Origin of the sequence: Pseudonocardia phyllosphaerae (assembly GCF_046546475.1) — a bacterium.
In the GTDB taxonomy this organism is placed as follows: Bacteria; Actinomycetota; Actinomycetes; order Mycobacteriales; family Pseudonocardiaceae; genus Pseudonocardia; species Pseudonocardia phyllosphaerae.
Window position 1 is genome coordinate 64,639 of sequence record NZ_JBKGXS010000007.1, and the last position, 22,562, is coordinate 87,200.

Annotated in this window: 19 protein-coding genes; 6 read left to right on the forward strand and 13 right to left on the reverse strand. The window is 74.4% G+C overall.

All coding sequences use genetic code 11. The annotated features are described in order from the left end of the window. The first annotated feature begins 86 nt into the window (after nucleotides 1-86). On the forward strand, nucleotides 87-2,171 hold the full coding sequence (locus tag ACLE50_RS15340) for a glycosyltransferase family 39 protein (protein WP_410944223.1): 2,085 nt from the start codon (nucleotides 87-89) through the stop codon (nucleotides 2,169-2,171). Nucleotides 2,172-2,239: 68 nt separating this feature from the next. Here ACLE50_RS15340 and ACLE50_RS15345 read toward each other — a convergent pair whose 3' ends face one another. Genes ACLE50_RS15345 through ACLE50_RS15355 form a run of 3 tightly spaced genes read right to left on the reverse strand, consistent with a single transcriptional unit; the run spans nucleotide 2,240 to nucleotide 4,850 of the window. Beyond that, nucleotides 2,240-3,034 carry an alpha/beta fold hydrolase gene (locus ACLE50_RS15345; protein ID WP_410944224.1) on the reverse strand — a complete coding sequence of 265 codons (795 nt, stop codon included), beginning with the start codon at nucleotides 3,032-3,034 and terminating at the stop codon, nucleotides 2,240-2,242. 31 nt (nucleotides 3,035-3,065) lie between these two features. Next, nucleotides 3,066-3,842, reverse strand: a complete 777-nt coding sequence (locus ACLE50_RS15350; protein WP_410944225.1) for an SGNH/GDSL hydrolase family protein — start codon at nucleotides 3,840-3,842, stop codon at nucleotides 3,066-3,068. 45 nt (nucleotides 3,843-3,887) lie between these two features. After that, nucleotides 3,888-4,850: a pirin family protein gene (locus tag ACLE50_RS15355; RefSeq protein WP_410944226.1), complete on the reverse strand. Its 963-nt coding sequence runs from the start codon at nucleotides 4,848-4,850 to the stop codon at nucleotides 3,888-3,890. Between the two features lie 213 nt (nucleotides 4,851-5,063). Here ACLE50_RS15355 and ACLE50_RS15360 point away from each other — a divergent pair, with 213 nt between their 5' ends. After that, nucleotides 5,064-5,504, forward strand: coding sequence for an STAS domain-containing protein (locus ACLE50_RS15360; protein WP_410944227.1), 441 nt, complete (start codon nucleotides 5,064-5,066; stop codon nucleotides 5,502-5,504). Nucleotides 5,505-5,514: 10 nt separating this feature from the next. On the opposite strand, the gene ACLE50_RS15365 is transcribed toward ACLE50_RS15360, so the two are convergent. After that, entirely contained in the window at nucleotides 5,515-6,570 is a 1,056-nt protein-coding gene (locus ACLE50_RS15365) for a hypothetical protein (protein WP_410944228.1), read from the reverse strand. An 86-nt stretch (nucleotides 6,571-6,656) separates the two neighbouring features. Then, on the reverse strand, nucleotides 6,657-6,854 hold the full coding sequence (locus ACLE50_RS15370; protein WP_410944229.1) for a hypothetical protein: 198 nt from the start codon (nucleotides 6,852-6,854) through the stop codon (nucleotides 6,657-6,659). 158 nt (nucleotides 6,855-7,012) lie between these two features. Here ACLE50_RS15370 and ACLE50_RS15375 point away from each other — a divergent pair, with 158 nt between their 5' ends. Continuing rightward, nucleotides 7,013-8,656, forward strand: coding sequence for a sensor histidine kinase (locus ACLE50_RS15375; RefSeq protein ID WP_410944230.1), 1,644 nt, complete (start codon nucleotides 7,013-7,015; stop codon nucleotides 8,654-8,656). Nucleotides 8,657-8,658: 2 nt separating this feature from the next. On the opposite strand, the gene ACLE50_RS15380 is transcribed toward ACLE50_RS15375, so the two are convergent. Then, nucleotides 8,659-9,327 (reverse strand): response regulator, encoded by a 669-nt coding sequence (locus ACLE50_RS15380; protein ID WP_410944231.1) that lies wholly within the window; start codon nucleotides 9,325-9,327, stop codon nucleotides 8,659-8,661. 10 nt (nucleotides 9,328-9,337) lie between these two features. Beyond that, complete coding sequence (locus ACLE50_RS15385) at nucleotides 9,338-9,943, reverse strand: maleylpyruvate isomerase N-terminal domain-containing protein (RefSeq protein ID WP_410944232.1); 606 nt, start codon at nucleotides 9,941-9,943, stop codon at nucleotides 9,338-9,340. Nucleotides 9,944-9,999: 56 nt separating this feature from the next. On the opposite strand from ACLE50_RS15385, the gene ACLE50_RS15390 reads away from it, so the two are divergent. Continuing rightward, nucleotides 10,000-11,175, forward strand: a complete 1,176-nt coding sequence (locus tag ACLE50_RS15390) for an NYN domain-containing protein (protein WP_410944233.1) — start codon at nucleotides 10,000-10,002, stop codon at nucleotides 11,173-11,175. Between the two features lie 78 nt (nucleotides 11,176-11,253). Here ACLE50_RS15390 and ACLE50_RS15395 read toward each other — a convergent pair whose 3' ends face one another. Continuing rightward, the gene (locus ACLE50_RS15395) at nucleotides 11,254-12,147 is read right to left on the reverse strand and encodes a DUF2188 domain-containing protein (RefSeq protein WP_410944234.1); all 894 of its coding nucleotides are present in this window, start codon (nucleotides 12,145-12,147) and stop codon (nucleotides 11,254-11,256) included. A gap of 250 nt (nucleotides 12,148-12,397) precedes the next feature. On the opposite strand from ACLE50_RS15395, the gene ACLE50_RS15400 reads away from it, so the two are divergent. Further along, nucleotides 12,398-13,069 carry a VTT domain-containing protein gene (locus tag ACLE50_RS15400; RefSeq protein ID WP_410944235.1) on the forward strand — a complete coding sequence of 224 codons (672 nt, stop codon included), beginning with the start codon at nucleotides 12,398-12,400 and terminating at the stop codon, nucleotides 13,067-13,069. A 378-nt stretch (nucleotides 13,070-13,447) separates the two neighbouring features. Here ACLE50_RS15400 and ACLE50_RS15405 read toward each other — a convergent pair whose 3' ends face one another. Both ACLE50_RS15405 and gltB read right to left on the reverse strand, forming a co-directional pair. Next, entirely contained in the window at nucleotides 13,448-14,899 is a 1,452-nt protein-coding gene (locus ACLE50_RS15405; protein WP_410944236.1) for a glutamate synthase subunit beta, read from the reverse strand. Next, entirely contained in the window at nucleotides 14,892-19,436 is a 4,545-nt protein-coding gene (gene gltB / locus ACLE50_RS15410; protein ID WP_410944462.1) for a glutamate synthase large subunit, read from the reverse strand. The genes ACLE50_RS15405 and gltB overlap by 8 nt, the downstream gene beginning before the upstream one ends. A gap of 532 nt (nucleotides 19,437-19,968) precedes the next feature. On the opposite strand from gltB, the gene ACLE50_RS15415 reads away from it, so the two are divergent. Continuing rightward, nucleotides 19,969-20,799: a (2Fe-2S)-binding protein gene (locus tag ACLE50_RS15415; RefSeq protein WP_410944237.1), complete on the forward strand. Its 831-nt coding sequence runs from the start codon at nucleotides 19,969-19,971 to the stop codon at nucleotides 20,797-20,799. A 69-nt stretch (nucleotides 20,800-20,868) separates the two neighbouring features. Here the strand turns inward: ACLE50_RS15415 and ACLE50_RS15420 are convergent, their stop codons facing one another. Genes ACLE50_RS15420 through ACLE50_RS15430 form a run of 3 tightly spaced genes read right to left on the reverse strand, consistent with a single transcriptional unit; the run spans nucleotide 20,869 to nucleotide 22,558 of the window. After that, nucleotides 20,869-21,255, reverse strand: coding sequence for an Asp23/Gls24 family envelope stress response protein (locus tag ACLE50_RS15420; RefSeq protein WP_410944238.1), 387 nt, complete (start codon nucleotides 21,253-21,255; stop codon nucleotides 20,869-20,871). After that, nucleotides 21,252-21,848: an Asp23/Gls24 family envelope stress response protein gene (locus tag ACLE50_RS15425; RefSeq protein WP_410944239.1), complete on the reverse strand. Its 597-nt coding sequence runs from the start codon at nucleotides 21,846-21,848 to the stop codon at nucleotides 21,252-21,254. Before ACLE50_RS15425 ends, ACLE50_RS15420 begins: the two co-directional genes overlap by 4 nt. Continuing rightward, on the reverse strand, nucleotides 21,839-22,558 hold the full coding sequence (locus ACLE50_RS15430) for an RNA polymerase sigma factor (RefSeq protein ID WP_410944240.1): 720 nt from the start codon (nucleotides 22,556-22,558) through the stop codon (nucleotides 21,839-21,841). The genes ACLE50_RS15425 and ACLE50_RS15430 overlap by 10 nt, the downstream gene beginning before the upstream one ends. Nucleotides 22,559-22,562 lie beyond the last annotated feature (4 nt).

The following is a 22,562-nucleotide window of genomic DNA, read 5'->3' on the forward strand; positions in this document are numbered from 1 at the left end:
AGCGACGCCACAGGGAACGGACAGGGTGGGCAGAGCGGCGGCGCCCAGGGTGGACGGTGAGATCGTCCGACCACCTGGGAGACACCGTGACCACCGCGACCCCGACCCGCGCCCCGGCGCCACCCGGGCCCTCGTCCCCGCCACCACCGTCCCGCTCGCCGGGACGGGCCCGGCGCCTGTTCCGCGGCGACGGCGGTGACCCCGCCTGGGTGCGGCCCGCGCTGCTGGCCCTGCTCGCCGGGACGGCGCTGCTCTACCTGTGGAACCTGTCGGCGTCGGGCTACTCGAACGACTTCTACGCCGCGGCGGTGCAGGCCGGGACGCAGTCCTGGAAGGCGTGGCTGTTCGGCTCGCTGGACTCCGGAAACGCGATCACCGTCGACAAGCCGCCCGCCGCGCTGTGGGTGATGGTCGCCTCCGCGCGGATCTTCGGGTTCAGCTCGTGGAGCCTGCTGATGCCGCAGGCGCTGATGGGCGTCGGCGCCGTCGGCCTGCTGTACGCGACGGTGCGCCGCTGGGCCGGTCCGGCCGCCGGGCTGCTCGCCGGGGCCGCGCCGGCCCTGACCCCGGCCGCGGTGCTGATGTTCCGCTTCGATAACCCCGACGCCCTGCTCACCCTGCTGCTGGTCGTCGCGGCCTGGGCGACGGCCCGGGCGGTCGACGCGGCCACGGTCCGGTCGGGCAGCTGGTGGCTGGTCGCGGCCGGGTCGGCGATCGGGTTCGCGTTCCTGACCAAGATGGGCCAGGCGCTGCTGGTCGTCCCGGCGCTGGGGCTGGTCCACCTGCTGGCCGGGGCCCCGCGGCTGCGGACCCGGATCGTGCAGCTGCTCGGTGCCCTCGTCGCGATGGTCGTGTCCGCGGGCTGGTTCATCGCGCTCGTCGAGATCTGGCCGGCGAGCAGCCGCCCCTACATCGGCGGCTCCACCACGAACTCGCTGCTGGAGCTGGCGCTGGGCTACAACGGCATCGGCCGGCTGCTGGGCGGCAGCGGCAACGGCGGTGGCGGCGGCGGGGGTGGCGGCAACACCGGCTTCGGTGGCTCGGCCGGCATCACCCGGCTGTTCACCGGGGAGATCGCCTACGAGGTGTCCTGGCTGCTCCCCGCCGCGCTGGTCCTGCTGGTCGCGGGCCTGTGGGCCACCCGCCGCGCCCCGCGCACCGACCGGGCCCGCGCCGCGCTCGTCCTGTGGGGCGGCTGGATGCTGGTCACCGCGCTGGTGTTCAGCTTCATGAGCGGCACGATGCACCCGTACTACACGGTGGCGCTGGCCCCGGGCATCGCCGGGACGGTCGCCACGGGCACCTGGATCCTCCTGCGCCGGCGCACCGCGGCGTGGGCGCGGATCACCCTGGCGGGCACGGTGCTGGTCACCGGCGCCTGGACGTTCACCCTGCTGATCGCCTCGTCGGAGTCCTTCGCCTGGCTGTGTTGGCCGGCCGTGGCGGTCGCCCTGGCCGCCGCGGCGGCGCTGCTGCTTCCCGGGCGCCGCGCTGCCCGGCTCGGGCTGGTCGCGGCGCTGGTCGCGGGCCTGCTCGGCACCGGGGTCCTCGCGGTCGCGACGGCGTCGGCCGCGCACAGCGGCAGCATCCCGTCGGTGGGGACGACGTCGAACTCGTTCGCCGCGAGCAGCTCGGGCACCTCGGGCGGCATGGGCGGTCCCGGTGGCGGCGGACCGGGCGCGGGAGGTGCCCCGCCCGCCGACCGGATGCCCGGCGACGTGTCCACCGGCACGCAGCAGACCGGCACCCAGCAGACCGGCACGGCCGCGTCCGGCGGCGGCGCGCAGCGAGGCGGTGGTGCAGGCATGGGCGGCGGGCAGTCGACCAGCGCCGAGCTGGCCGCGCTGCTGAAGGCCTCCGGCAGCACCTGGTCGGCAGCCACCTCGTCGTCGCAGTCGGCGGCGTCGCTGGAGCTGGCCTCGGGCACGGCGGTCATGTCGACCGGCGGCTGGAGCGGCACCGACTCCGCGATCACCCTCGCCGAGTTCCAGCAGAAGGTCGCGGCCGGCGAGATCCACTACTACGTCGACGGCGGCATGGGCGGAGGTGGCGCGGACGGTGGCGCCGGCGGGCAGTCCGACTCGACCAGCGGCCGGATCGCCGCCTGGGTGCAGGCCACCTTCACCGCGACGAACGTCGGCGGGCAGACGGTCTACGACCTGACCGGCTGATCCTTCGCGGCAGACCGGCCCTGCACCCGTCGGGGTGCGGGGCCGGTGCCGTCTCCCGGTGGCCGGGGTCAGCCGTCGAGCGGGTGCCCGGCCAGGAACGCGAGCACCGCGTCCGAGGCAGCCCGGTGGTGCTCCAGGAAGTACGCGTGCCGGGCGCCCGGGAACAGCTCCACCTGGGCCCGCGGGACGTCGCGCAGCAGCAGGTCGACGTTGCCGGTGGGGCAGAAGACGTCGTCGGTGCCGTGCAGTACCAGGGTCGGCGCCGTGATCCGGTGCAGCTCCGCCGACGCGTCGTGCCGGGTCGACGCGTGCCGGTGCCCGGCCCGCGCCGCGGTGACCATTGTGTCGTCCCCCAGGACGGCGTCGGCGCCACCGGGGTGCGCACCCAGCCAGGCCGGGGTGACCATCAGCTCGGCCAGCGCCCGGCGGGCGTCGGCACCCGGCCCGGCCAGCGGGGACAGCACGGCCCGCCCGGCGACCGGGGCCTCCGGGCCGCCGCCGGTGGTGCAGCCGAGCAGCAGCGCGCCGACCCGGTCCGGGTGGTCGATCGCGAGCCACTGTGCGACCTTGCCGCCCATCGAGGTGCCGTACACGTGCGCGCGGGCGATCCCGAGGTCGTCGAGGACGGCGACGGCGTCTGCGGCCATCCGGCGGGTCGTCCACTCGCCGTGGCCGGGGAACGTGCTGCGGCCGGTGCCGCGCGGGTCGAGGGCGATCGTCCGGTGCCGGGCGGCGAGGTCGACGCGGACCGGGTCCCACCAGTGCCGGTCGTTGGCCTGGCCGGGGAGCAGCAGCACCGGGTCACCGGAGCCGCGCTCGTCGTGGTGGATCTCCGCGCCGTCGTCGGTGCTGGTGGCGGGCATGCTCGAGAGTCTGCCCCCGGTGGGGCCGGGGTCAGCGGGCCGGGTCTCCGGCGGCCGGGATCGGGGTCCAGGACGGGTACTTGGCCGGCCGGTGGTCGCCGGAGGACCGGCCGCGCAGCCGTCGTCCGACCCAGGGCAGGACGTGACGGCGGTAATAGGCGAGCTGGGTGGACAGCGTCCGCGGCTCGACGGCGGCGGCCCGCCCGGTCGCCTCCGCGGCGCGGACACCGAGCGCCCGCAGCACCAGCCCGGCGACGCGCAGGTGCCCGGCCGGGTTGAGGTGCAGCCGGTCGTCGGACCAGTAGCCGGGGCGGCGCAGCTCGTCGTCGCCGAACGCGTCGACCATGGTCAGGCCACGCCGCGCGGCCAGCTCGCGGACTGCGACCGTCAGCTCCTCGGCGCGGCGGTGCACGACGGAGCCGAACGGCAGCCCGCCCGAGGGGTCGGCGCCGCTGAGCAGCACGACGCGGACGCCGGCGTCGGCGCAGCGCGCCACGGCCTGCTCGGTCAGCGCGGCCAGCCGGGCGCCGTCGGTGCGGGGGCGGAGCATGTCGTTGCCGCCGCCGTTGAGGGTGATCAGGTCGGGCAGCGGGTCGAGGGCGAGCACCTCGTCGAGCTGGCGGCCGACGACGTCGGCCAGCAGCCGGCCGCGGACGGCGGTGTTGACGTAGGAGACCTGCTCCCCGGACGCCCCGGCCAGCCCGGCCGCGACGCGGTCCGCCCAGCCGCGGGGGATGCCGTCCGGCCCCTCGTCGCCGACTCCTTCGGTGAAACTGTCCCCGATCGCCGCGTACCGCACGTCCACCATTCTCCGCCCGTTGCGTACCGCAATGACGCCGGGGTGATCGGGTGATCAGCCGCGCGGGGTGAGCCGGGCGTTCGGCAGTGCCGGAGCGGGCAGGGTCGAGGTCCACGCGCCCGGGAAGTCGCCGAACCGCCCGCCGGTGCCCGCGACGCGTTCGCGCTCCCACTGCTCGCGGAACGCGGCGATCTCGTCGTGACCGGAGCCGATGAAGTTCCACCACATCACGATCCGCTCGCCCAGTGGCTCGCCGCCCAGCAGCATCAGGCGCGCGCCCTCGCCGCCCGCGGTGATCTCCAGGCTCGTGCGGCCGGGCGGGGTGAGGACGAGCTCCCCGCGGGCCGCGGCGGTGCCCTCGACGGTCGCGGCGCCGGTGTCGACCAGCACCCCGTGCTCGAAGCCGCGCTCGGCCGGGAGCCGCAGCGTGGTCCCGGCCGGGACGGTCAGCTCGGCGCCGAGCAGCGGGGAGAACGTCGCGACCGGGGACGTCTCGCCGCCCAGCGAGCCGAGCAGGACCCGCAGGCCCGCGCCGCCGGCGTCGACCAGCGGGGGAGCGTGGTGGGTGAACGCGGGCTCCGTGCCGCGGTCGGCCTCGGGCAGCGCCACCCACAGCTGGACCCCGTGCAGCACGTCGGTGCCCGGCGTCGAGAACTCCGAGTGCGCGATCCCGGACCCGGCGGTCATCAGGTTCAGCTCACCCGGCCGGACGAGCGCGTGCGCGCCGGTGGTGTCGCGGTGCTCGATCTCGCCGGTGAACAGCCACGACACCGTCTGCAGCCCGGTGTGCGGGTGCCCCGGGACGGCCATGCCGCCGGTCGCGGCGACCCGGTCGGGCCCGAAGTGGTCGAGGAAGCACCAGGCGCCGATCATCGACCGCGCCCGGCGCGGCAGCGTCCGGCGCACCGTCATCGCCCGCGGCCCGCCGAGCGGCACGTCCCGCGGCGCGACCAGCTGCGGCGCCGTCTGGCCGGAGGCACAGACGATCTCGCGGGGTGCGGCCTCGACGTTGCTCACCGGGACTCCTGGCTGACGACCGGCTGCTCCTCGGACATACCGGGCTCAACCCCCGGCGGCCGCGGTCTGTTCCGGACGATCAGGCATCCCGGCGACGCCGCGCAGTGCGTTCGGAGAGAACCCCGGCCGGCGCGTCCGGGCGTGTGCCCCCCTGCCATCCGGCGGTTCCCGGCACGGGGTGCCATTCTTACGCGTCGACGAGAGGCGGATCCGATGACGGAACGGACCGACGGACCGGGCGGGATGCCCGATCCGGGCGGGGTCTCCGACGCCACCGGGGCACTGGCGCTGGAGGCGGTTCCGCATCCGTCGGGGCCGGTCATGGTGCACGCCTCCGGCGAGGTCGACACGGTGACCGCACCGTTCCTCGCCGAGCAGCTGCAGGGCTGGATCGCCGCCGCCCCGAAGATCGTGCTCGACCTGTCCCGGGTGTCGTTCATCGGTTCCGCGGGACTGTCGGTGCTGCTGGAGGGGCACGCCGAGGCCGAGCGCAACGGCGTCGGGCTGCAGCTGGCCTGCGGCGAGGCCCGGCAGGTCCGGCGGCTGCTGCAGATCACCGGCACGCTCGAGCACCTCGACGTCGTCGATCCGATCCCGCAGGAGGTCACGCCGCTGTTCGCGGTGCCGGACCCGGAGGACGAGAAGCCGAGCTGACCCTGCGGGCTCAGCTCCGCCGCAGGTCCCAGGCGTACCAGTCGCGGCCCGTGGGCTGCAGGTAGTGGGTGGGCGCGACCTGTTCGCCCGGGAACAGCGCGTAGCCGCGGGGCTCGCGGCCCGGGCGGTCGTGGAAGTACGCGCCGCTGACCCACGCCGGGTTGATGTCGAGCTCCATGCCGCGCACCACCCCGGCGTCGGCGAGGATCGTGCCGAGCGTGCACACCGACAGCGCGGGCCCGCCGACGTAGATCTCGGTGCCGTCGGCGGTGACGCCGAACCCGGACCGGTGCACGAACGCCGCCTGCCCGACGGTGCTGCCCCACTCCGCCTCGCCGCCGCCCGCGCACTGCGGGTTCACCGCACCGCGGTCGACCAGCGGGAGCAGGTTCTGCCGCACGCTGGCCACGTCCGGGCCCATCCGGACCTCCGAACCCCACGCGCCGACGTCGGCGGTGCCGTCGGCGTGCAGGACCAGGCTGGCCTTGCCGTCGGCCAGCGGTGCGACGGTGCGGCCCTCGGCGTAGTAGCCGTTGTGGCTGGGATCGGACAGCTTGAAGCCACCGTTGAACGCCGCGGCGACGTCGGCCCCGGCCGCACCGGCCAGCGACGTCGACGCCCGCCAGTGCCCACGCGGCTCGCCGACGCCCGGGTGCAGCGTCCCGCGCACCAGCCGCGGGTCCAGCCGCATCACCCCGGCCAGGTAGCGGGTGTGGGTCGGGTCGACCCGTAGCGTCGTCACCTGGACCGCGGGGCGCCCGTGGGAGGCGACGACGGTCTGCCAGACGCCCTCGCCGGGCAGCGGCCTGCCGGTCGCCACCGGGGTCAGCGGGGCCGCCGCACCGGAGGAGCCGGCGACCACCCCGGCGGCGTGCGGGATGCCGCCGTCGGGGGTGCCGCCCTCGGCCGGGGCGTCGGCGGCGTACTGGGCCTTCTCCAGGTCGGTGACCAGCCAGTTCAGCCCGTGGTCGCGGGCCCACTCCGCGGTCGTCTCCAGCGGGCTCGACCCGGCCGGGCCGCTCAGCGCGATCGTCGACACGAACGCCGCAGGCAGCAGCACGACCACGGCCAGGACCGCCGGGACGATCCGCCGCCGGCTCCGACGCCGGCGCCGGTGCCGTGTGCGGGGACGAGGCGGGTTGCCGAGGCCGGTCACCGGACGGCGCGCTGCGGCAGCGTCAGCGGCCCGGTGTCGCCGGGCCACCGGCGGGTACCGCCGTCGCGGCGCTCCCGTACCTCACGCGCGTGCTCCCGCCACGCGACGCGGTTGCGCGTCGAGTCCCGCGCCGCCATCGCCGCGCCCGCCACCGCCGCGGCGGCGAGCGTTCCCGTGAGCACCGTCAGCACCATCGAACGTTCCTCCTCCTGGGTCCGGTGCTCAGCGTGCCGGGTGAGGCACAGAGCAACCGCAGAGCAGGCTGTGCGACGGCTGAGAACCGGGGCGAACTTGTGCCGGACCCGGCGCCGTGCGAGGTTCGGCGCCCCGAAGAGGACGGTGGTGGTGACCGGTGGACGGCCCCGAGTCCGGTGAGCTGTCGCAGCTGCTGTCCGGCCTGCGTCTGGACCAGCTGATCGGCGAGATGCAGGAGCGGCTCGGCGAGATCGTGACCGCCCGGCTGCGGATGCAGAAGCTGCTCGACGCGGTGCTCGTCGTCGGGGCCGGGCTGGAGCTGGGCGCGACGCTGGAGCGGATCGTGCAGGCCGCCGTCGACCTGGTCGACGCCCGCTACGGCGCGCTGGGTGTTCTCGACCCCGAGGACGGGTCGATCTCCCGGTTCGTCGAGGTCGGGATGGACCCGCAGGTCCGGGCGGGTATCCCGCGCACCCCGGAGGGCAAGGGGCTGCTCGGTGTGCTGGTGGAGGACCCGCGCCCGCTGCGGCTGGCCGACCTCACCCAGCACCCGGCATCGGTCGGGTTCCCGCCCGGGCATCCTCCGATGCGCAGCTTCCTCGGCGTCCCGATCCGGGTCCGCGACGCCGTCTACGGCAACATCTACCTCGCCGAGAAGGTCGGGGCCTCGGAGTTCACCGCCGACGACGAGGTGGTCCTGCAGGCCCTCGCCGCCGCGGCCGGGATCGCCGTGCAGAACTCCGACCTGTTCGAGCAGAGCCGGGTGCGCGAGCACTGGCTGGAGGCATCGGCGGAGATCCGCGGCGCCGTCCTCGCCGGCGACGACGAGGCGAGCGTGCTGGAGCTCGTCGCGCGGCGCTGCACCGAGCTGGCGGGGATCGACGGCTGCCTGATCGCACTCGGGCCGGGCACCGACGACACCTTCCGCACCGGCGCCGTCGTCGGCGGGGCACGCCCGCTGGCCGACCTGGATCCGGCGCTGCTGCGCGACGCCGTCGAGACCCGGGAGCCGGTGCACGGCTGCCCGTCGGCGCCGGTCGTCGCCGTCCCGATGCGGATCAGTGACCAGGTCACCGGCGTACTCGTCGCGACCCGGGACCGGCCCGAGCGGCCGTTCCGTGCGGCGGACACCCCGCTGCTGGTGTCGTTCGCCGACCAGGCCGCGCTGGCCCTGGAGCTGGGGGAGAAGAACCGGGCGCAGAGCGAGCTGGCGGTGCTGGCCGACCGCGACCGGATCGCCCGCGACCTGCACGACCACGTCATCCAGCGGCTGTTCGCGGTCGGGCTGAAGCTGCAGGGCACGGTGCGCCGCAGCAGTGAGCCCGAGGTCACCGACCGGATCGGGCAGGCCCTCGACGAGCTCGACCACACCGTCCGGGAGATCCGGACGTCGATCTTCGACCTGCACGCGGCCGGGGCAGGCGGGCTGCGCAGGCTGCTGCTCGACGCCGTCGCCGAGGTCGCGGCGGAGTCCGGCCTGAGCACCGAGGTCGCGACGTCCGGGCCGGTCGACACCCTGGTCCCGCCCGCGGTCGCCACCCACGTCCTCGCCGTCGTCCGCGAGGCCGCGGCGAACACCGTCCGGCACGCGGCGGCGCACACGCTGACCGTGTCCGCGCAGGTCGCCGACGGGGACCTGACCGTCGAGATCGTCGACGACGGGCGCGGTGTGCCCGCCGGTCCGCGCCGCAGCGGGCTGCGCAACCTCGGCGAGCGGGCCGAGGAGCTCGGCGGGGAGTTCGCGGTGGGGGAGCCGCCGTCGGGCGGGACCCGGCTGGTGTGGCGGGTGCCGATCGGCTGAACTCAGCCGAACGTGGAGCCGGGCTGCCTGCCGCGGCGCTCGACCACGTAGACCGCGGCCTCGGTGCGGCGGGAGAACCCGAGCTTGTGCAGCACCGAGGAGACGTAGTTCTTCACCGTCTTCTCCGCCAGGTTCAGCGTGGTGCCGATCGCCCGGTTGGTCAGCCCGTCGGCGATCAGCTCCAGGATCCGCTGCTCCTGCGGGCTGAGCGTGTCGTAGCGCGGGTCGGCCGCGCCGGGGCCGGAGCCCTCGCGGAGCCGGTCGAGCACCGCGGCGGTCTCCGACGGGTCCAGCAGCGAGCCGCCCGCGGCGACTGTACGCACCGCCCCGACCAGGTCGACCCCGGTGACCTGCTTGAGCAGGTACCCCGACGCCCCGGCGACGACGGCGCCGAACAGGGCCTCGTCGTCGGCGTAGGAGGTGAGCATCAGGCAGGCGGGCGGGGGAGAGACCGCGGAGCGGACGTCGCGGCAGACCTGCACGCCGTCCCCGTCGGGGAGCCGGACGTCGAGGATCGCGACGTCCGGGCGCAGCGTGGCGATCCGCGTCGTCGCCTCGGCGGCGGTCGCGGCCTCCCCGACGACCTCCAGGTCGTCCTCGAGCTCGAGCAGCTGGGCCAGCCCGCGGCGGACGATCTCGTGGTCGTCGAGCAGGAACACCGTCACGGTCATCGGCGGCAGGCTACCCGTTCGGGTGACGCGGCACCTCGGCCCACCACCGCCACCGCTGCGGGGCGGGCACGCCGCCGAGCGGGGCCCGGCCGGTGTGGTGCAGCAGCGTCGCGGCCGGGTCGGGCCCGGGATCGACGCCCGGCCACAGCCGCGCCAGCACCGGCCGCACCGCATCCGGCTCCGGGGACCAGGCGACGCCGAGCCCGCGGGCGAGGTCGTCGGCGTGCACGAGCAGCTCGACCACCCCCATCGCGGCGAACCCGCCCGGATCCGACGTGCCGTAGGGGTGCCACCCGCGCGCCGACGGCGGCGCCGTCCGCACCGCGGCGGCGAGCACCGCCCCACCCGCGGCGACGACGTCGAGCAGCCCGTCCGGCGTCGTGCCCGCCGGAACCGCGATCTCGTACGGCGCGTAGCGGCCGACCGGCTCGGTCAGCACCTGGGTGGCGTAGCCGAACAGGTCGTCGGCCACGTGCACGGCGGTTTCGTGGCAGGACCACGTCAGCGGTCCGGCGGGCACCGACCAGTCCAGCCCGGTGTGCGGGCGCAGTGCGCCGACGACGGCGCCGGTCGCGGCGGTGACGGCGTCGGCGGCCGGGCCGGATGCGGTGTACACGGACGCGATCGTGCCGTGCTGCGCAGCGGTCTCACCACCGGGTTTAGGCTGCGCGCGTGGCTTCCGAGGACGAACGCATCGCACTGCTGCTCGACTACGAGAACCTCGCGATCGGAGCCCGGGACGGCCTCGGCGTCGTCCCGTTCGACTTCGGGCCGGTCGCCGACGCGCTGGCCGAGCGTGGCCGCGTCGTGGTCCGGCGGGCCTACGGCGACTGGTCGGCGTTCGACGAGGACCGGCGGCTGATGGCCCGCGCCCAGGTCGAGCTGATCGAGATCCCGCAGCGGATCGGTGGCTCCCGCAAGAACGCCGCGGACATCAAGCTCGCCGTCGACGCCATCGAGCTGGCCTACGAGCGCGAGTGGGTCACCACGTTCGCGATCGGCACCGGCGACTCCGACTTCACCCCGCTCATGCACAAGCTGCGCGAGCTGGACAAGCGGGTGATCGGGATCGGGGTGCAGTCCTCGACGTCGGCGCTGCTGCCGCCGGCCTGCGACGAGTTCCTGTTCTACGACCGGCTTCCCGGCGTCGAGCCGACCCGCGAGCCGGCCCCGCCGCGCCGTCGCGGCCGGCGCCCGGCGCCGAGTGCCCCGTCGGCAGGCACCCCGGTGGAGAAGCCCGCGGCCCCGGTCGTCGAGCCCCCGGCGCCGGTGCCCGAGCGTGCTCCGGTCGACCCGTTCGACCTGACGTTCTCCGACGGTGTCGCCGTGGAGCCGGAGGAGCCCGCCACCACCGGCGCGGAGGAGCGCGACGTCTCCGGGCTGGTCGTCTCCACCCTCACCGGGCTGGCCCGGCAGGCCGACGGCCCGGTGCTCGCGTCCCGGCTCAAGCGGGCGATCCTGCGCAAGGACCCGACGTTCGACGAGTCCGACCACGGTTTCCGCGGCTTCGGCGAGCTGCTGCGCCACCTGCAGGACCAGGGCGTGGTCACGCTGACCCAGGGCTCGGCGCAGGGCGACCCGGAGGTCGCGTTCCCCGAGGACCCGGCGGCCGAGCAGGACGCATTCGCCCAGCTCGTCGACGTCGTGCGGGCGCTGTCCGCGGCCGGTGGCCCGCCCCAGCTGTCCGGGCTGAAGGACCAGCTGCGCAAGCGGGTCCCGGACTTCTCCGAGAAGCGCTACGGCTACGGCAGCTTCCTGTCCTTCGCCAAGGCCGCGCGCGCCCGGGACCTGATCGCCATGGAGTGGAACGACGAGACCGGCGACTACGTGCTGAGCCCGGCGGCCTAGAACACAGGACGGGAACGCACGAAGGCCGGGCCCGCGCGGTGCGGACCGGACCCGGCCTCGGTGCAGATGACGGGGCGGTCAGCGCCCGGTCGCGCGGCGCGTGCCGCTCTGGAACAGCTTCCCGGCCCGCGAGGTCACGGCGCCGGACACCCCGAACGCCGTGGCGACGGCACCCGCGGCGACGCGGCTGCCGAACCGAATCGGGTTGATCGGCCGGTAGGCGCGGACCGCGAGGTTCTCCAGCTTCGTCGCGGCGCGCTCACCGCCCTCGTAGATCTGACGGGCCAGGCGGGCGCCGGTGTCGTCCAGCTCGTCCTCGACGCGCTCACCGACCCGGGCGGCCCGGTCCGCGGTGCGCACCGCGGTGTCGGCGCCCTCGTCGGCGACGGCGCGGACGTGGCGCGCGGAGCGCTCCGCCGACGCCGACACCTCACCGGCGACCTGGCGTCCGGTCCGCGAGGCGGTCCCGGCGATCTGCTCACCGGTCTTCTTCGCCGCCGCGGCGGCCTGCTTGCCTGCGTCCGCGACGTCGTCGCCGGCCCGCTCGGCCTGCTCCGCGATCTCCTCGGCACCGGACTTCGCGGTCTTCGCGGCCGACTCGGCCCCGGCGCGGGTCTCGCCGGCGACCCTCTTGCCGGTGGCCGCGGTGTCCGAGGCGACCTCGTCGGCGAGCTTCTCACCCGTCTTCGCCGCCGAGCGGGCGGTCTCCTCGGCGCCGGTGGCCGTCGCCGAGGCGGTGGCCTTGACGGCGGTCTCGGTGGGGTCCTCGGTGCCGGGCTCGACGGCGCGGCGCTCGCGCACCGAGCCGTCGGTGCCGTAGACGACGAGCGTGCCGCCGCCGTCGTTGGCGATGATCTCGGTGGCCCGGCTGATCGCCTCGGCCTGGGTCGCGGTCCGGGCGCTGGGTCGCTGTGCGTTGTCCTTCTCGACGGTCCAGCCGTCGTCGACCGGCTTGACGTAGCGGTCGGCCATCGCGGGTCCCTCCCTGGGGTCCGGAGTCGCACCGGAGGCGCCGGTGCCGTGTCTCACGCCGGGAATTCCCAAGATCACGAGAGGTAAACCGGACATCGCAGGTCAGCCGGGTCACAACAGGCTCACGCCATCGACACGAGCGGTGTCCCGGGCTGCGCACGGGGGGATGCCCCACTCCACACGCCGTCTCCGTCTGCCAGGGTGTACGAACCCCGAACGACGCCCCCCGTGCCCACCGGAAGGAACCGACGTGGACCCGCTGGCGATCGCCGCAGGCGTGTTGCACAGCGCGTGGCTGCTCCCCGCACTCGTGCTGATGATCGCCGTGGACGGACCGGCGCCGGTGCTGCCGACCGAGACGATCCTGCTGTCCGGCATCGCATCCGCCACCGTCGTCCGTGACGTGCCGATGCTGATCGGGCTGTACCTGGCCGCGGTCACCGGGGCGGTGCTGGGCGACCTGCTGCTCTACGGTCTGGGCCGCGGCTCGCACCGGCTGCTTCCGCGCAAGGCGACCGAGGACAGCAACGGCGTCGCGCGCTGGGTGCGGTCCAACCTGTTCGCCCGACCGGTCACGGTGCTCGTCGCGGCGCGGTTCGTCCCCGCCGGACGGCTGGTGGGTGGCGTCGCGTCCGGGCGGCTCGGCCTGCCGATGCGGTCGTTCCTGGCCGGGACGGGCACGAGCGCGGCCCTGTGGGGCCTCTACCTGCTGGGGGTGGGCCTGCTGCTGGGCCCGGTCACCGACGGCAACCCGCTGCTCTGCGTGCTCGCGGGCGGTGTGATGGCGGTGCTGGCCTCGGGGGCGTTCGCCGTCGGGCGGAAGGTGCACCAGCTGTGGACGAGCCGCCGGCGGCGGGACGCGCCGGTCGTGGAGCTGCCGATGGCGCTGTCCCGGGGCGCGGCCCGGGACGACGCGGCCTGATCTCCTCCCCACCGGGCACCGGGACCGTGGCGACCACGGATCCCGGTGTCCCGATGGGCCCGGCACACACAGGGGCTCCCGGTTCTGCGGGTGCCGGTCGTGTGGTTCAACGCGCGAGACCGGTCCGGGTTGTGCCGATTCCGCATCCCGGACGCCTCCGGCCCGTGAGCGGTGCCCTGCTCACGCCGGGCGGCGGCACAGGTCCCGAATCGGACGAACCGTACGCCGGGCGGGTGTGGCAGAACGACGGACGGAGAAGAAGCGGAGCGGGATTCGACCAATGAGGCCGGAGAAGAAGCGGAGCGGATTCGACCAATGAGAACGGACCTGGCCCGAGGGCCAGGTCCGTTGGTCGGTGCAGTGGTTCCGCAGGCCTGATCAGGCGATCTGGCGGTCCGTCGGGTTGATCGGGCGGGGGAGGACGGTGCGGCCGGTCAGCCACTCGTCCACCCCGGCGGCCGCGGAGCGGCCCTCGGAGATGGCCCACACGATCAGCGACTGGCCGCGGCCCATGTCCCCGGCGACGAACACGCCGTCGGCGGAGGACATGTAGCTCTGGTCCCGCGCGACGTTGCCGCGCTCGTCGAGGTCGACCTCCAGGTCGCCCAGCAGGCGGCCCTTCTCCGGCCCGACGAAGCCCATCGCGAGCAGCACGAGCTGGGCGGGGAGCTCCTGCTCGGTGCCCTCGACCGGCTCGAAGCCGTTCTCGCCGCGCTCGACCTCGACGATCCGGATGCCGGCGAGCTTGCCGTCGTCGTCCTTCACGAACTCGGTCGTGTTGACCGAGAACAGGCGCTCGCCGCCCTCCTCGTGCGCCGAGGAGACCCGGTAGACCATCGGGTAGGTCGGCCAGGGCATGCCCTCGGTGCGCTTCTCCGGCGGCGTCGGCATGATCTCCAGCTGGGTCACCGAGCGCGCACCCTGACGGTGCGAGGTGCCCAGGCAGTCGGCGCCGGTGTCACCGCCGCCGATGATCACGACGTCCTTGCCCTCGGCCGACAGCGGCGGGGCGTCCATGTCGCCCTGCTGCACGTGGTTGGCCCAGGGCAGGAACTCCATCGCCTGGTGGACGCCCTCGGCGTCGCGGCCGTCGGCGGGCAGGTCCCGCCACGCCGTCGCGCCGCCGGCGAGCACGATCGCGTCGTAGTCGGCGCGCAGCTGCTCGACGGTGACGTCGTTGCCGACGTCGACCGAGGCCCGGAACTGGGTGCCCTCGGCGACCATCTGCTCCAGGCGCCGGTCCAGGCGCGACTTCTCCATCTTGAACTCGGGGATGCCGTAGCGCAGCAGCCCGCCGATGCGGTCGGCCCGCTCGAACACGACGACGTCGTGCCCGACCCGGGTCAGCTGCTGGGCGGCGGCCAGCCCGGCAGGCCCGGACCCGACGACGGCGACCCGCTTGCCGGTCCTCGCCTCGGGCGGCTGCGGCTCGACCCAGCCCTCGTCCCAGGCCTTGTCGATGATCTCGATCTCGACCTGCTTGATGGTGACGGCGTCGTCGTTGATCGCGAGCACGCACGCCGCCTCGCACGGGGCGGGGCACAGCGTCCCGGTGAACTCCGGGAAGTTGTTCGTGGCGTGCAGCCGCTCGATCGCCTCGCGCCAGTCGCGGCGGTAGACCAGATCGTTCCACTCGGGGATGAGGTTCCCGAGCGGACAGCCCTGGTGACAGAACGGGATGCCGCAGTTCATGCAGCGCCCGGCCTGCTTCTCCACCGTCTTCTGCGGGAAGTCCTCGTAGACCTCGCGCCAGTCCATCAGGCGCAGGTCCACCGGCCGCCGGGTCGGGTTCTCCCGGCGGGTCGTCATGAAGCCCTTCGGGTCACCCATGAGCAGCCTCCATGATGGCCTCGTTCACGTCGCGCCCCTCGCGCTCGGCGTTCTCCGTCGCGAGCAGCACGCGCTTGTAGTCCTTCGGCATGACCTTGACGAACCGCTCGACGGCGGTCTCCCAGTCCGACAGCAGCTCGTGGGCCACCGTGGAACCGGTCTCGGCGTGGTGGCGCTCGACGCGGTCACGGATGATCGCGCGGTCCTCCTCGCCCAGCGGGTCGAGGTCCACCATCTCGCCGTTGACGCGCAGCGGGTCCAGGTCCAGCACGTAGGCCACACCGCCGGACATGCCGGCCGCGAGGTTGCGCCCGGTCCGCCCGAGGATGACGACCTGGCCGCCGGTCATGTACTCCAGGCCGTGGTCGCCCACGCCCTCGACGACGGCCACCGCGCCGGAGTTCCGGACGCAGAACCGCTCGCCCACGACACCGCGGACGTACATCTCGCCCGAGGTGGCGCCGTAGCCGATGACGTTGCCGGCGATGACGTTGTCCTCGGCGGCGAACGGCGCGGACGGGTCCGGCCGCAGCGTCAGCCGGCCACCGGAGAGGCCCTTGCCGAAGTAGTCGTTGGTGTCGCCGACCAGCCGCAGCGTGATGCCCTTGGGCACGAACGCACCGAAGCTCTGGCCGGCCGAGCCGGTGAGCGTGATGTCGATCGTGTCGTCGGGCAGGCCCTTGCCGCCGTGCGCCTTGGTCAGCTCCGAGCCGAGCATGGTGCCGACGGTGCGGTTCACGTTGCGCACCGGCAGGTCCAGGGTCACCTGGTCGCCGTTGCGCAGTGCGCCCTCGGCCAGCTGGATCATGGTGTTGTCCAGCGCCTTGTCCAGGCCGTGGTCCTGCTCGCGGGTCCGCTTGCGCGGCTCGTCGGCGTCGAACTCCCCGACCGAGAAGATCGGCGACAGGTCCAGGTGCTTGGACTTCCAGTGCTGCGCGGCCTCGTCGACGTCGAGCAGGTCGGCGTGGCCGATGGCCTCGTCGAGCGAGCGGAAGCCCAGCTCGGCCAGGTACTCCCGCACCTCCTGCGCGATGAAGTACATGAAGTTGACGACGTAGTCGGCCTTGCCGTTGAACTTCGCCCGCAGCTCCGGGTTCTGCGTCGCGACACCGACCGGGCAGGTGTCGAGGTGACACACGCGCATCATGATGCAGCCGGACACGACCAGCGGAGCGGTCGCGAAGCCGTACTCCTCGGCGCCCAGCAGGGCGGCGATGACGACGTCCCGGCCGGTCTTGAGCTGGCCGTCGGCCTGCACGGTGATCCGGTCGCGCAGCCCGTTGGCCATCAGCGTCTGCTGGGTCTCGGCCAGGCCGAGCTCCCAGGGACCGCCCGCGTGCTTGATCGAGGACAGCGGCGAGGCGCCGGTGCCGCCGTCGTGGCCCGAGATGAGCACGACGTCGGAGTGCGCCTTGGACACGCCGGCCGCCACGGTCCCGACGCCGACCTGGGACACCAGCTTCACGTGGATGCGGGCCCGCGGGTTGGCGTTCTTCAGATCGTGGATGAGCTGCTTGATGTCCTCGATCGAGTAGATGTCGTGGTGCGGCGGCGGCGAGATGAGGCCGACGCCCGGCGTCGAGTACCGGGTGGTCGCGATCCACGGGTAGACCTTGCCGCCGGGCAGCTGGCCGCCCTCACCGGGCTTGGCGCCCTGGGCGATCTTGATCTGGATGTCGTCGGCGTTGACCAGGTACTCCGAGGTGACGCCGAACCGGCCCGACGCGGCCTGCTTGACCGCGCTGCGGCGGGAGTCGCCGTTCGGGTCGACGGTGAAGCGGTCCGGGTCCTCGCCGCCCTCACCGGTGTTCGAGCGGCCGCCGATCCGGTTCATCGCGATCGCCAGCGTCTCGTGCATCTCCTGGGAGATGGAGCCGTAGGAGATCGCACCGGTGGCGAACCGGGTGACGATCGACTCGACCGGCTCGACCTCCTCGATCGGCACCGGCTCGCGGACGCCCTCGCGGAAGGAGAACAGCCCGCGCAGCGTCATCAGGCGCCGCGCCTGGTCGTCGACGGCCTTCGTGTACTCCTTGAAGACGTCGTACTGGCCCGAGCGGGTCGAGTGCTGCAGCTTGAACACCGTCTGCGGGTTGAACAGGTGCAGCTCGCCCTCGCGGCGCCACTGGTACTCGCCGCCCACGGCGAGCGCCCGGTGCGAGGCCCGGACGTCGTCGGTGGGGAAGGCACGCCGGTGGTGGGAGAGGACCTCCTCGGCCAGCACGTCGAACCCGACCCCGCCGAGCCGCGAGGTGGTGCCCGCGAAGCAGGTGTCGATCACGTCCTGCGCCAGGCCGACGGCCTCGAAGATCTGCGCGCCGGTGTAGGACGCGACCGTCGAGACACCCATCTTCGACATGGTCTTGCGGACGCCCTTGCCGAGCGCCTTGACCAGGTTCTTCGCCGCGGTCGGGCCGTCGACACCGTCGATGTCCCCGCGCTCGGCGAGGTCCTCGACCGTGGCCATGGCCAGGTACGGGTTCACCGCGGAGGCGCCGTAGCCCAGCAGCAGCGCGACGTGGTGGGTCTCGCGGGCGTCGGCGGACTCGGCGACCAGGCCGACCCGGGTACGCGAGCGCTCCCGGACCAGGTGGTGGTGCACCGCACCGGTGAGCAGCAGCGACGGGATCGGCGCGTTGTCCGCGTCCACCCCGCGCTGGGACAGCACGATCAGCCGCGCGCCCGCCTCGATCTCGCGCGAGACCTCGGTCTTGATCTCCTCGAGCCGGGCCAGCATGCCCTCGGCGCCGTCGGCGGCCGGGAACGTGCCGCGCACGACGTGCGAGGCGAAGCCGGGGAACTCCCCGTCGTCGTTGATGTGGACGATCTTGGCGAGGTCGTCGTTGGTCAGCACCGGGAACGGCACGACCACGGTCCGGCAGTGCGCCGGGGTCGCGTCGAGCAGGTTCTGCTCCGGGCCCAGCTGGCTGAACAGCGAGGTGACGAGCTCCTCGCGGATCGCGTCCAGCGGCGGGTTCGTGACCTGCGCGAACAGCTGGTGGAAGTAGTCGTACAGCTGCCGGGAGCGGTCCGAGATCACCGCGAGCGGCGCGTCGTTGCCCATCGAGCCGATCGGCTCGGCGCCGGTGGCGGCCATCGGCCGGAGGATGAGGTTGAGCTCCTCCTCGGTGTAGCCGAGCGCCTGCTGACGGCGGGTCAGCGTCTCGTGGGTCGGGACCTCGCGCTGACGCTGCGGCAGCTTCTCCAGCCGGATCAGGCCGGCGTGCAGCCAGTCGGCGTAGGGGTGCTCGGCCGACAGGGCGCCCTTGATCTCGGCGTCGTCGACGATCTTGCCGCGCTCGGTGTCGATCAGGAACATGCGGCCCGGCTCGAGCCGGCCCTTGCGCACGATCTTGTCCGGGGTGACGTCGAGGACGCCGACCTCGGAGGCCAGCACGACCAGCCCGTCCTCGGTGACCCAGTAGCGGGCCGGACGCAGGCCGTTGCGGTCGAGCACCGCGCCCAGCTGGGTGCCGTCGGTGAACGCGACCAGTGCCGGTCCGTCCCACGGCTCCATCAGCGTGGAGTGGTACTCGTAGAACGCCCGCAGCTCGGCGTCCATCTCGTCGTTGTGCTCCCAGGCCTCCGGGATCATCATCAGCACCGAGTGCGGCAGGCTGCGCCCGGACAGGTGCAGCAGCTCCAGCACCTCGTCGAAGGTGGCGGAGTCCGACGCGTCGGGCGTGATGACCGGGGTCAGGCGCTGCAGGTCGCCGGGCAGGTTCGCCGACTCCAGCAGGGCCTCCCTGGCGCGCATCCAGTTCCGGTTGCCGCGCATGGTGTTGATCTCACCGTTGTGCGCGACGTAGCGGAACGGGTGCGCCAGCGGCCACGAGGGGAACGTGTTCGTGGAGAACCGCGAGTGCACGATCGCGAGCGCGGACGTGACGCGCTCGTCGTCCAGGTCTGGGTAGAACGTCGCGACCTGCGGCTCCGCCAGCATGCCCTTGTAGACGATGGTCCGCGGGGACAGCGACGGGAAGTAGGTGTCGGTGCCGTGCTCGATGCGCTTGCGCAGGCAGAAGGCCCGGCGCTCGAGCTCGATCCCGGAGAGCAGCTCCTCGTCGCCCGCGGGGTCCGCCGAGGCCAGGAACAGCTGCTGGAACGACGGCATCGCGGCCAGGGCGGTCGGCCCCAGGTCCGCGGCGTCGGGGTCGGTGGGGAGCGCACGCCACCCGAGGACGTACAGGTCCTCCTCGGCGGCCAGCTCCTCGATCCGCGCGACGTCGGCCGCGGCGGCCGTCTCGTCGCGCGGCAGCATCGCGATACCGACCGCGTAGGCGCCCGGTGCGGGCAGCTCGAAGTCGGTGACCGCGCGGTAGAACTCGTCGGGAACCTGGATCAGGATCCCGGCACCGTCACCGGTGTTGAACTCGGCGCCTCGCGCGCCGCGGTGCTCCAGTCGCAGCAGGGCCTCGATGGCCTTCTGCACGATGGAGTGGTCGCGCTTCCCGGTGATGTCGGCCAGCATGGCCACACCGCAGGCGTCGTGCTCGTGATCGGCGGCGTACAGACCACCGGGCGAGGGGCGACGCATCTGGTCACTGATCGCGGCCAACTGCTCCTCCTGTCGTCTCGGTGCACCTCTGCCACCCGCATCGGACGACCCGGGAACCGGCAGCGCGCTGCGGCCCGAAAAGGTGTTTCAGGATACAGCGACTGGCCCGGATGGGACGTCCGAAGTAGGCCGTTCAGGTGCACCGTGCCACCGGGTGAATGGCGGCCCGAAAATTCGTGCGGGCACGCCGAGCGGCCGGGCGCTGGGAAGTACCCGGCCATCATCCCCGCGGCACGGTTCGACCGCACACCCCGGCGAGTGCGGTCTGGCGAGTGCACAGAGTCGCATGAGGCGAGGCGCGCGCGCTACTGATGATCGGACCCGGGTCCCGTGATGTGGATCGCTGGACATCGCAGCAGGCAGACGTTGCGGTTCCGTGTCCGGACGGTGAGCAAGGGGTGACCATCGGCCGGGAAACCGCTCTCGGCCTGTGGGATCGTCGCCCGGCGATCCGGTGTTACACGGGCTCCGGCCGGGCCTGCGGGGCCGGGGGAGGGGAGACTGCTCCGTGATGCAGCCCTCTCCCACCCGCACGGCGGGTCCGGTCCCACCGGACGAGACCCGGGCGGTGCTCGACGACGTCGCCGGGGCCGGACCGTGGTTCGCGCTCGCCCCGCTGCCCGCCGCGCCCGGGCCGGAGTGGGAGCGGTGGGACGCGCTGTACGGCCCGCCCGGACACGGGACCGACCGGCTCGGCGCCCGGATCGACCAGGTGGCCGTCGCGTTGGACACCGACCGGCGGATCGCCGCGTCGATAGCGGTGCAGGGCATGGCGGCGCGGCTGGTGTCCGCGCCGCTGGCGACGGTGGCGCTGCACGGTGTCCTGCCCGGCCTCGACGACCTGCACCGCGCTCCCGGTGCCGAGGACCCGTGGGCACCGGGGATCCCGTGCGCCCCCGGCACCGGGGCACCGGCGGCGGTCCGCACCCCGGACCCGCGCACCGACCCGGCCGGGGCGGCCGAGCCGCTGGCGCACGCGCTCGCCGGGCTGCTCGATCCCCTGTACGCCGCCGTCGTGCAGCGGGCGTCGGTGTCGCAGCGGGTGCTGCGCGGCAACGCCGTCTCCGCGGTGGCCGGGGCCGCCCGGGTCCTGGAGTCCGGACGCCGGGCCGACCGCGCGGCCTACCTCGGGGTGCTGTCGGCGCTGGTCGGGCACCCGGCGCTGCGCGGGCCGCTGCCGGCCGGGGCGACCGGCCGCCTCCTGCTGCTCGACGACGACGATCCGGCCACCGAGTGGTCCTACCGGCGGAACTCCTGCTGCCTCTACGTGAAGGTGCCCGGCGGCGGGACCTGCGGGGACTGCGTGCTCAACGGTCGCGGCACCCGGGGCTCCGGGGGATAGGCACCCGCTCGGGACGGCAGGGCTCGGCTCGGCGGCCCCGCTCGGCTCGGCAGGGCAGCTCGGCAGTGCTCAGGTCGGCAGGGTGATGTCCGCGATCGTCACCCGGACCCGCGCCGCCAGGCCGGTGACGGCCGTGACCTCGCCTGCCACCTCCCGCTGCACCCGGGCGGCGGTCTCCGCGCACGGCGTCCCGAGCCGGACGCCGATGCACAGCCGGACCTCCGCGGTCCCGTCCTGCACCGAGGCGACGACGCCACGGGTGCGCAGCTCCTCGGGCACCGGCTCGCGGGGCAGCCAGTCCGCGGCGATGCCGAGCAGGGTCTGCGCGACGTCGCCGAGCAGGCCCGTCACCCCGGGGACCGTGCGGGCACGCCGGGCCGCGACCCGGGCGACGGCGAGGTCGGAGACGTGCAGCGTCACCCGGCCGGTCCCGGGGCCGGTCGCCGCACCGCTCATCGGGCCGCCCCCGTCTGCCCGGAGGTCTGCTCAGTGGGCTGCTCGGGGGCCGGGTCGGTCCACACGTCCTCCACGTGGATGTCGACCCCGGCGACCGGGACACCCAGCGTCCGCGCTCCCGCCGAGATGATCATCTGGCGGACGCGGGCGGTCACCGAGGCCAGGTCGACGCCGAACCGGGCGACGACCGACACCGTCACCCAGACCGTGGCGGGCTCGGCGCCCCGCTCCTGCTCCACCCGGCACCGCCTCGCCCGCAGCCCGTCCATCGAGTCGACGACGTGGCGCAACGCCGACTCCGCGGCCGGCCGGCCCAGCCACGCGTCGGGGCCGATGGTGAGCAGCTCGTGCGGGCGCAGGTCCGCGACGACCGCGCCCACCACCTGCTCCAGCACCGACGGCGGCGGATGCACCGGCTCGGCGGCCATCCGGGCGACCAGCCCGCTGAGCCCGTCGTGGTCGGCGCGCGCGGACGTGCAGTGCGGGCAGCTCCGCTCGTGCTCGTCGAGGGTGCCGGAGTCGGCGTGCTCCCACACGTCCGCGGCGTCGCGCCCGCAGGCCAGCGGATCGACCTGCGCATGTCCTACCGCCATGCCCGCATCCTCTCCGCCAGCGCGGTGCGGGCCCGGTGGATCCGGCCGCGCACCGCCGTCTCCGTCGCACCGGTGATCTGGGAGATCTCGGTGTAGCCCAGGCCCTCGAGCTCGCGCAGCACCCAGCAGGTGCGCTGCTCGTCGGGCAGTGTCGTCAGTGCCTGCGCGAGCGCGGCCATCTCGGCGTCGACCTCGGCCGAGCGCTCCGGGGTGCCGGTGCCGGCGAGCAGGTGCGCCCCGGGGCCGTCGTCGGAGGGCAGCGGATCGGTGTGCCTGCGGCGGCGCAGCAGCGCGGTGCAGCGGTGGGTGACGATCCGGTACATCCAGGTGGAGAACGCGGCGTCCCCGCGGAACGTCCCGATCCGCCGCCACGCGTCGATCAGGGCCTCCTGCAGTGCGTCCTCGGCGTCGGCCCGCTGGCCGAGCACCCGGTAGGCCACCCGGAACAGCGCGTCCTGGTGCCGGCGGGCGAGCTCGGCGAAGGCGTGGACGTCGCCGTCCTGGGCCCGGACGACCAGCGTGGTCTCGTCCAGCGGGCCGGGCGTGCGGCGCGATCCGGCGCTCCGCGCCGGTGCCGTGCCCCCGGCGGACCCGGTGGACCCGGGGGCGTCGCCGGTCCCCGGGGCGACGGCGCGCAGCGCGGCCCGCCGGGCCCCGTCACCGGGCGTGCCGGACCGGGCTGCGGGCGCGGCGTCCTCGGTCGCCTGCACGTCG

Excerpts from the sequence above, each read along its gene's own strand:
- ACLE50_RS15345 (WP_410944224.1), bottom strand. The coding sequence starts at position 3,034 with ATGCCCGCCACCAGCACCGACGACGGCGCGGAGATCCACCACGACGAG.
- ACLE50_RS15350 (WP_410944225.1), bottom strand. The coding sequence starts at position 3,842 with ATGGTGGACGTGCGGTACGCGGCGATCGGGGACAGTTTCACCGAAGGA.
- ACLE50_RS15360 (WP_410944227.1), top strand. The coding sequence starts at position 5,064 with ATGACGGAACGGACCGACGGACCGGGCGGGATGCCCGATCCGGGCGGG.
- ACLE50_RS15370 (WP_410944229.1), bottom strand. The coding sequence starts at position 6,854 with ATGGTGCTGACGGTGCTCACGGGAACGCTCGCCGCCGCGGCGGTGGCG.
- ACLE50_RS15380 (WP_410944231.1), bottom strand. The coding sequence starts at position 9,327 with ATGACCGTGACGGTGTTCCTGCTCGACGACCACGAGATCGTCCGCCGC.
- ACLE50_RS15395 (WP_410944234.1), bottom strand. The coding sequence starts at position 12,147 with ATGGCCGACCGCTACGTCAAGCCGGTCGACGACGGCTGGACCGTCGAG.
- ACLE50_RS15405 (WP_410944236.1), bottom strand. The coding sequence starts at position 14,899 with ATGGGTGACCCGAAGGGCTTCATGACGACCCGCCGGGAGAACCCGACC.
- gltB (WP_410944462.1), bottom strand. The coding sequence starts at position 19,436 with ATGCGTCGCCCCTCGCCCGGTGGTCTGTACGCCGCCGATCACGAGCAC.
- ACLE50_RS15415 (WP_410944237.1), top strand. The coding sequence starts at position 19,969 with ATGCAGCCCTCTCCCACCCGCACGGCGGGTCCGGTCCCACCGGACGAG.
- ACLE50_RS15420 (WP_410944238.1), bottom strand. The coding sequence starts at position 21,255 with ATGAGCGGTGCGGCGACCGGCCCCGGGACCGGCCGGGTGACGCTGCAC.
- ACLE50_RS15425 (WP_410944239.1), bottom strand. The coding sequence starts at position 21,848 with ATGGCGGTAGGACATGCGCAGGTCGATCCGCTGGCCTGCGGGCGCGAC.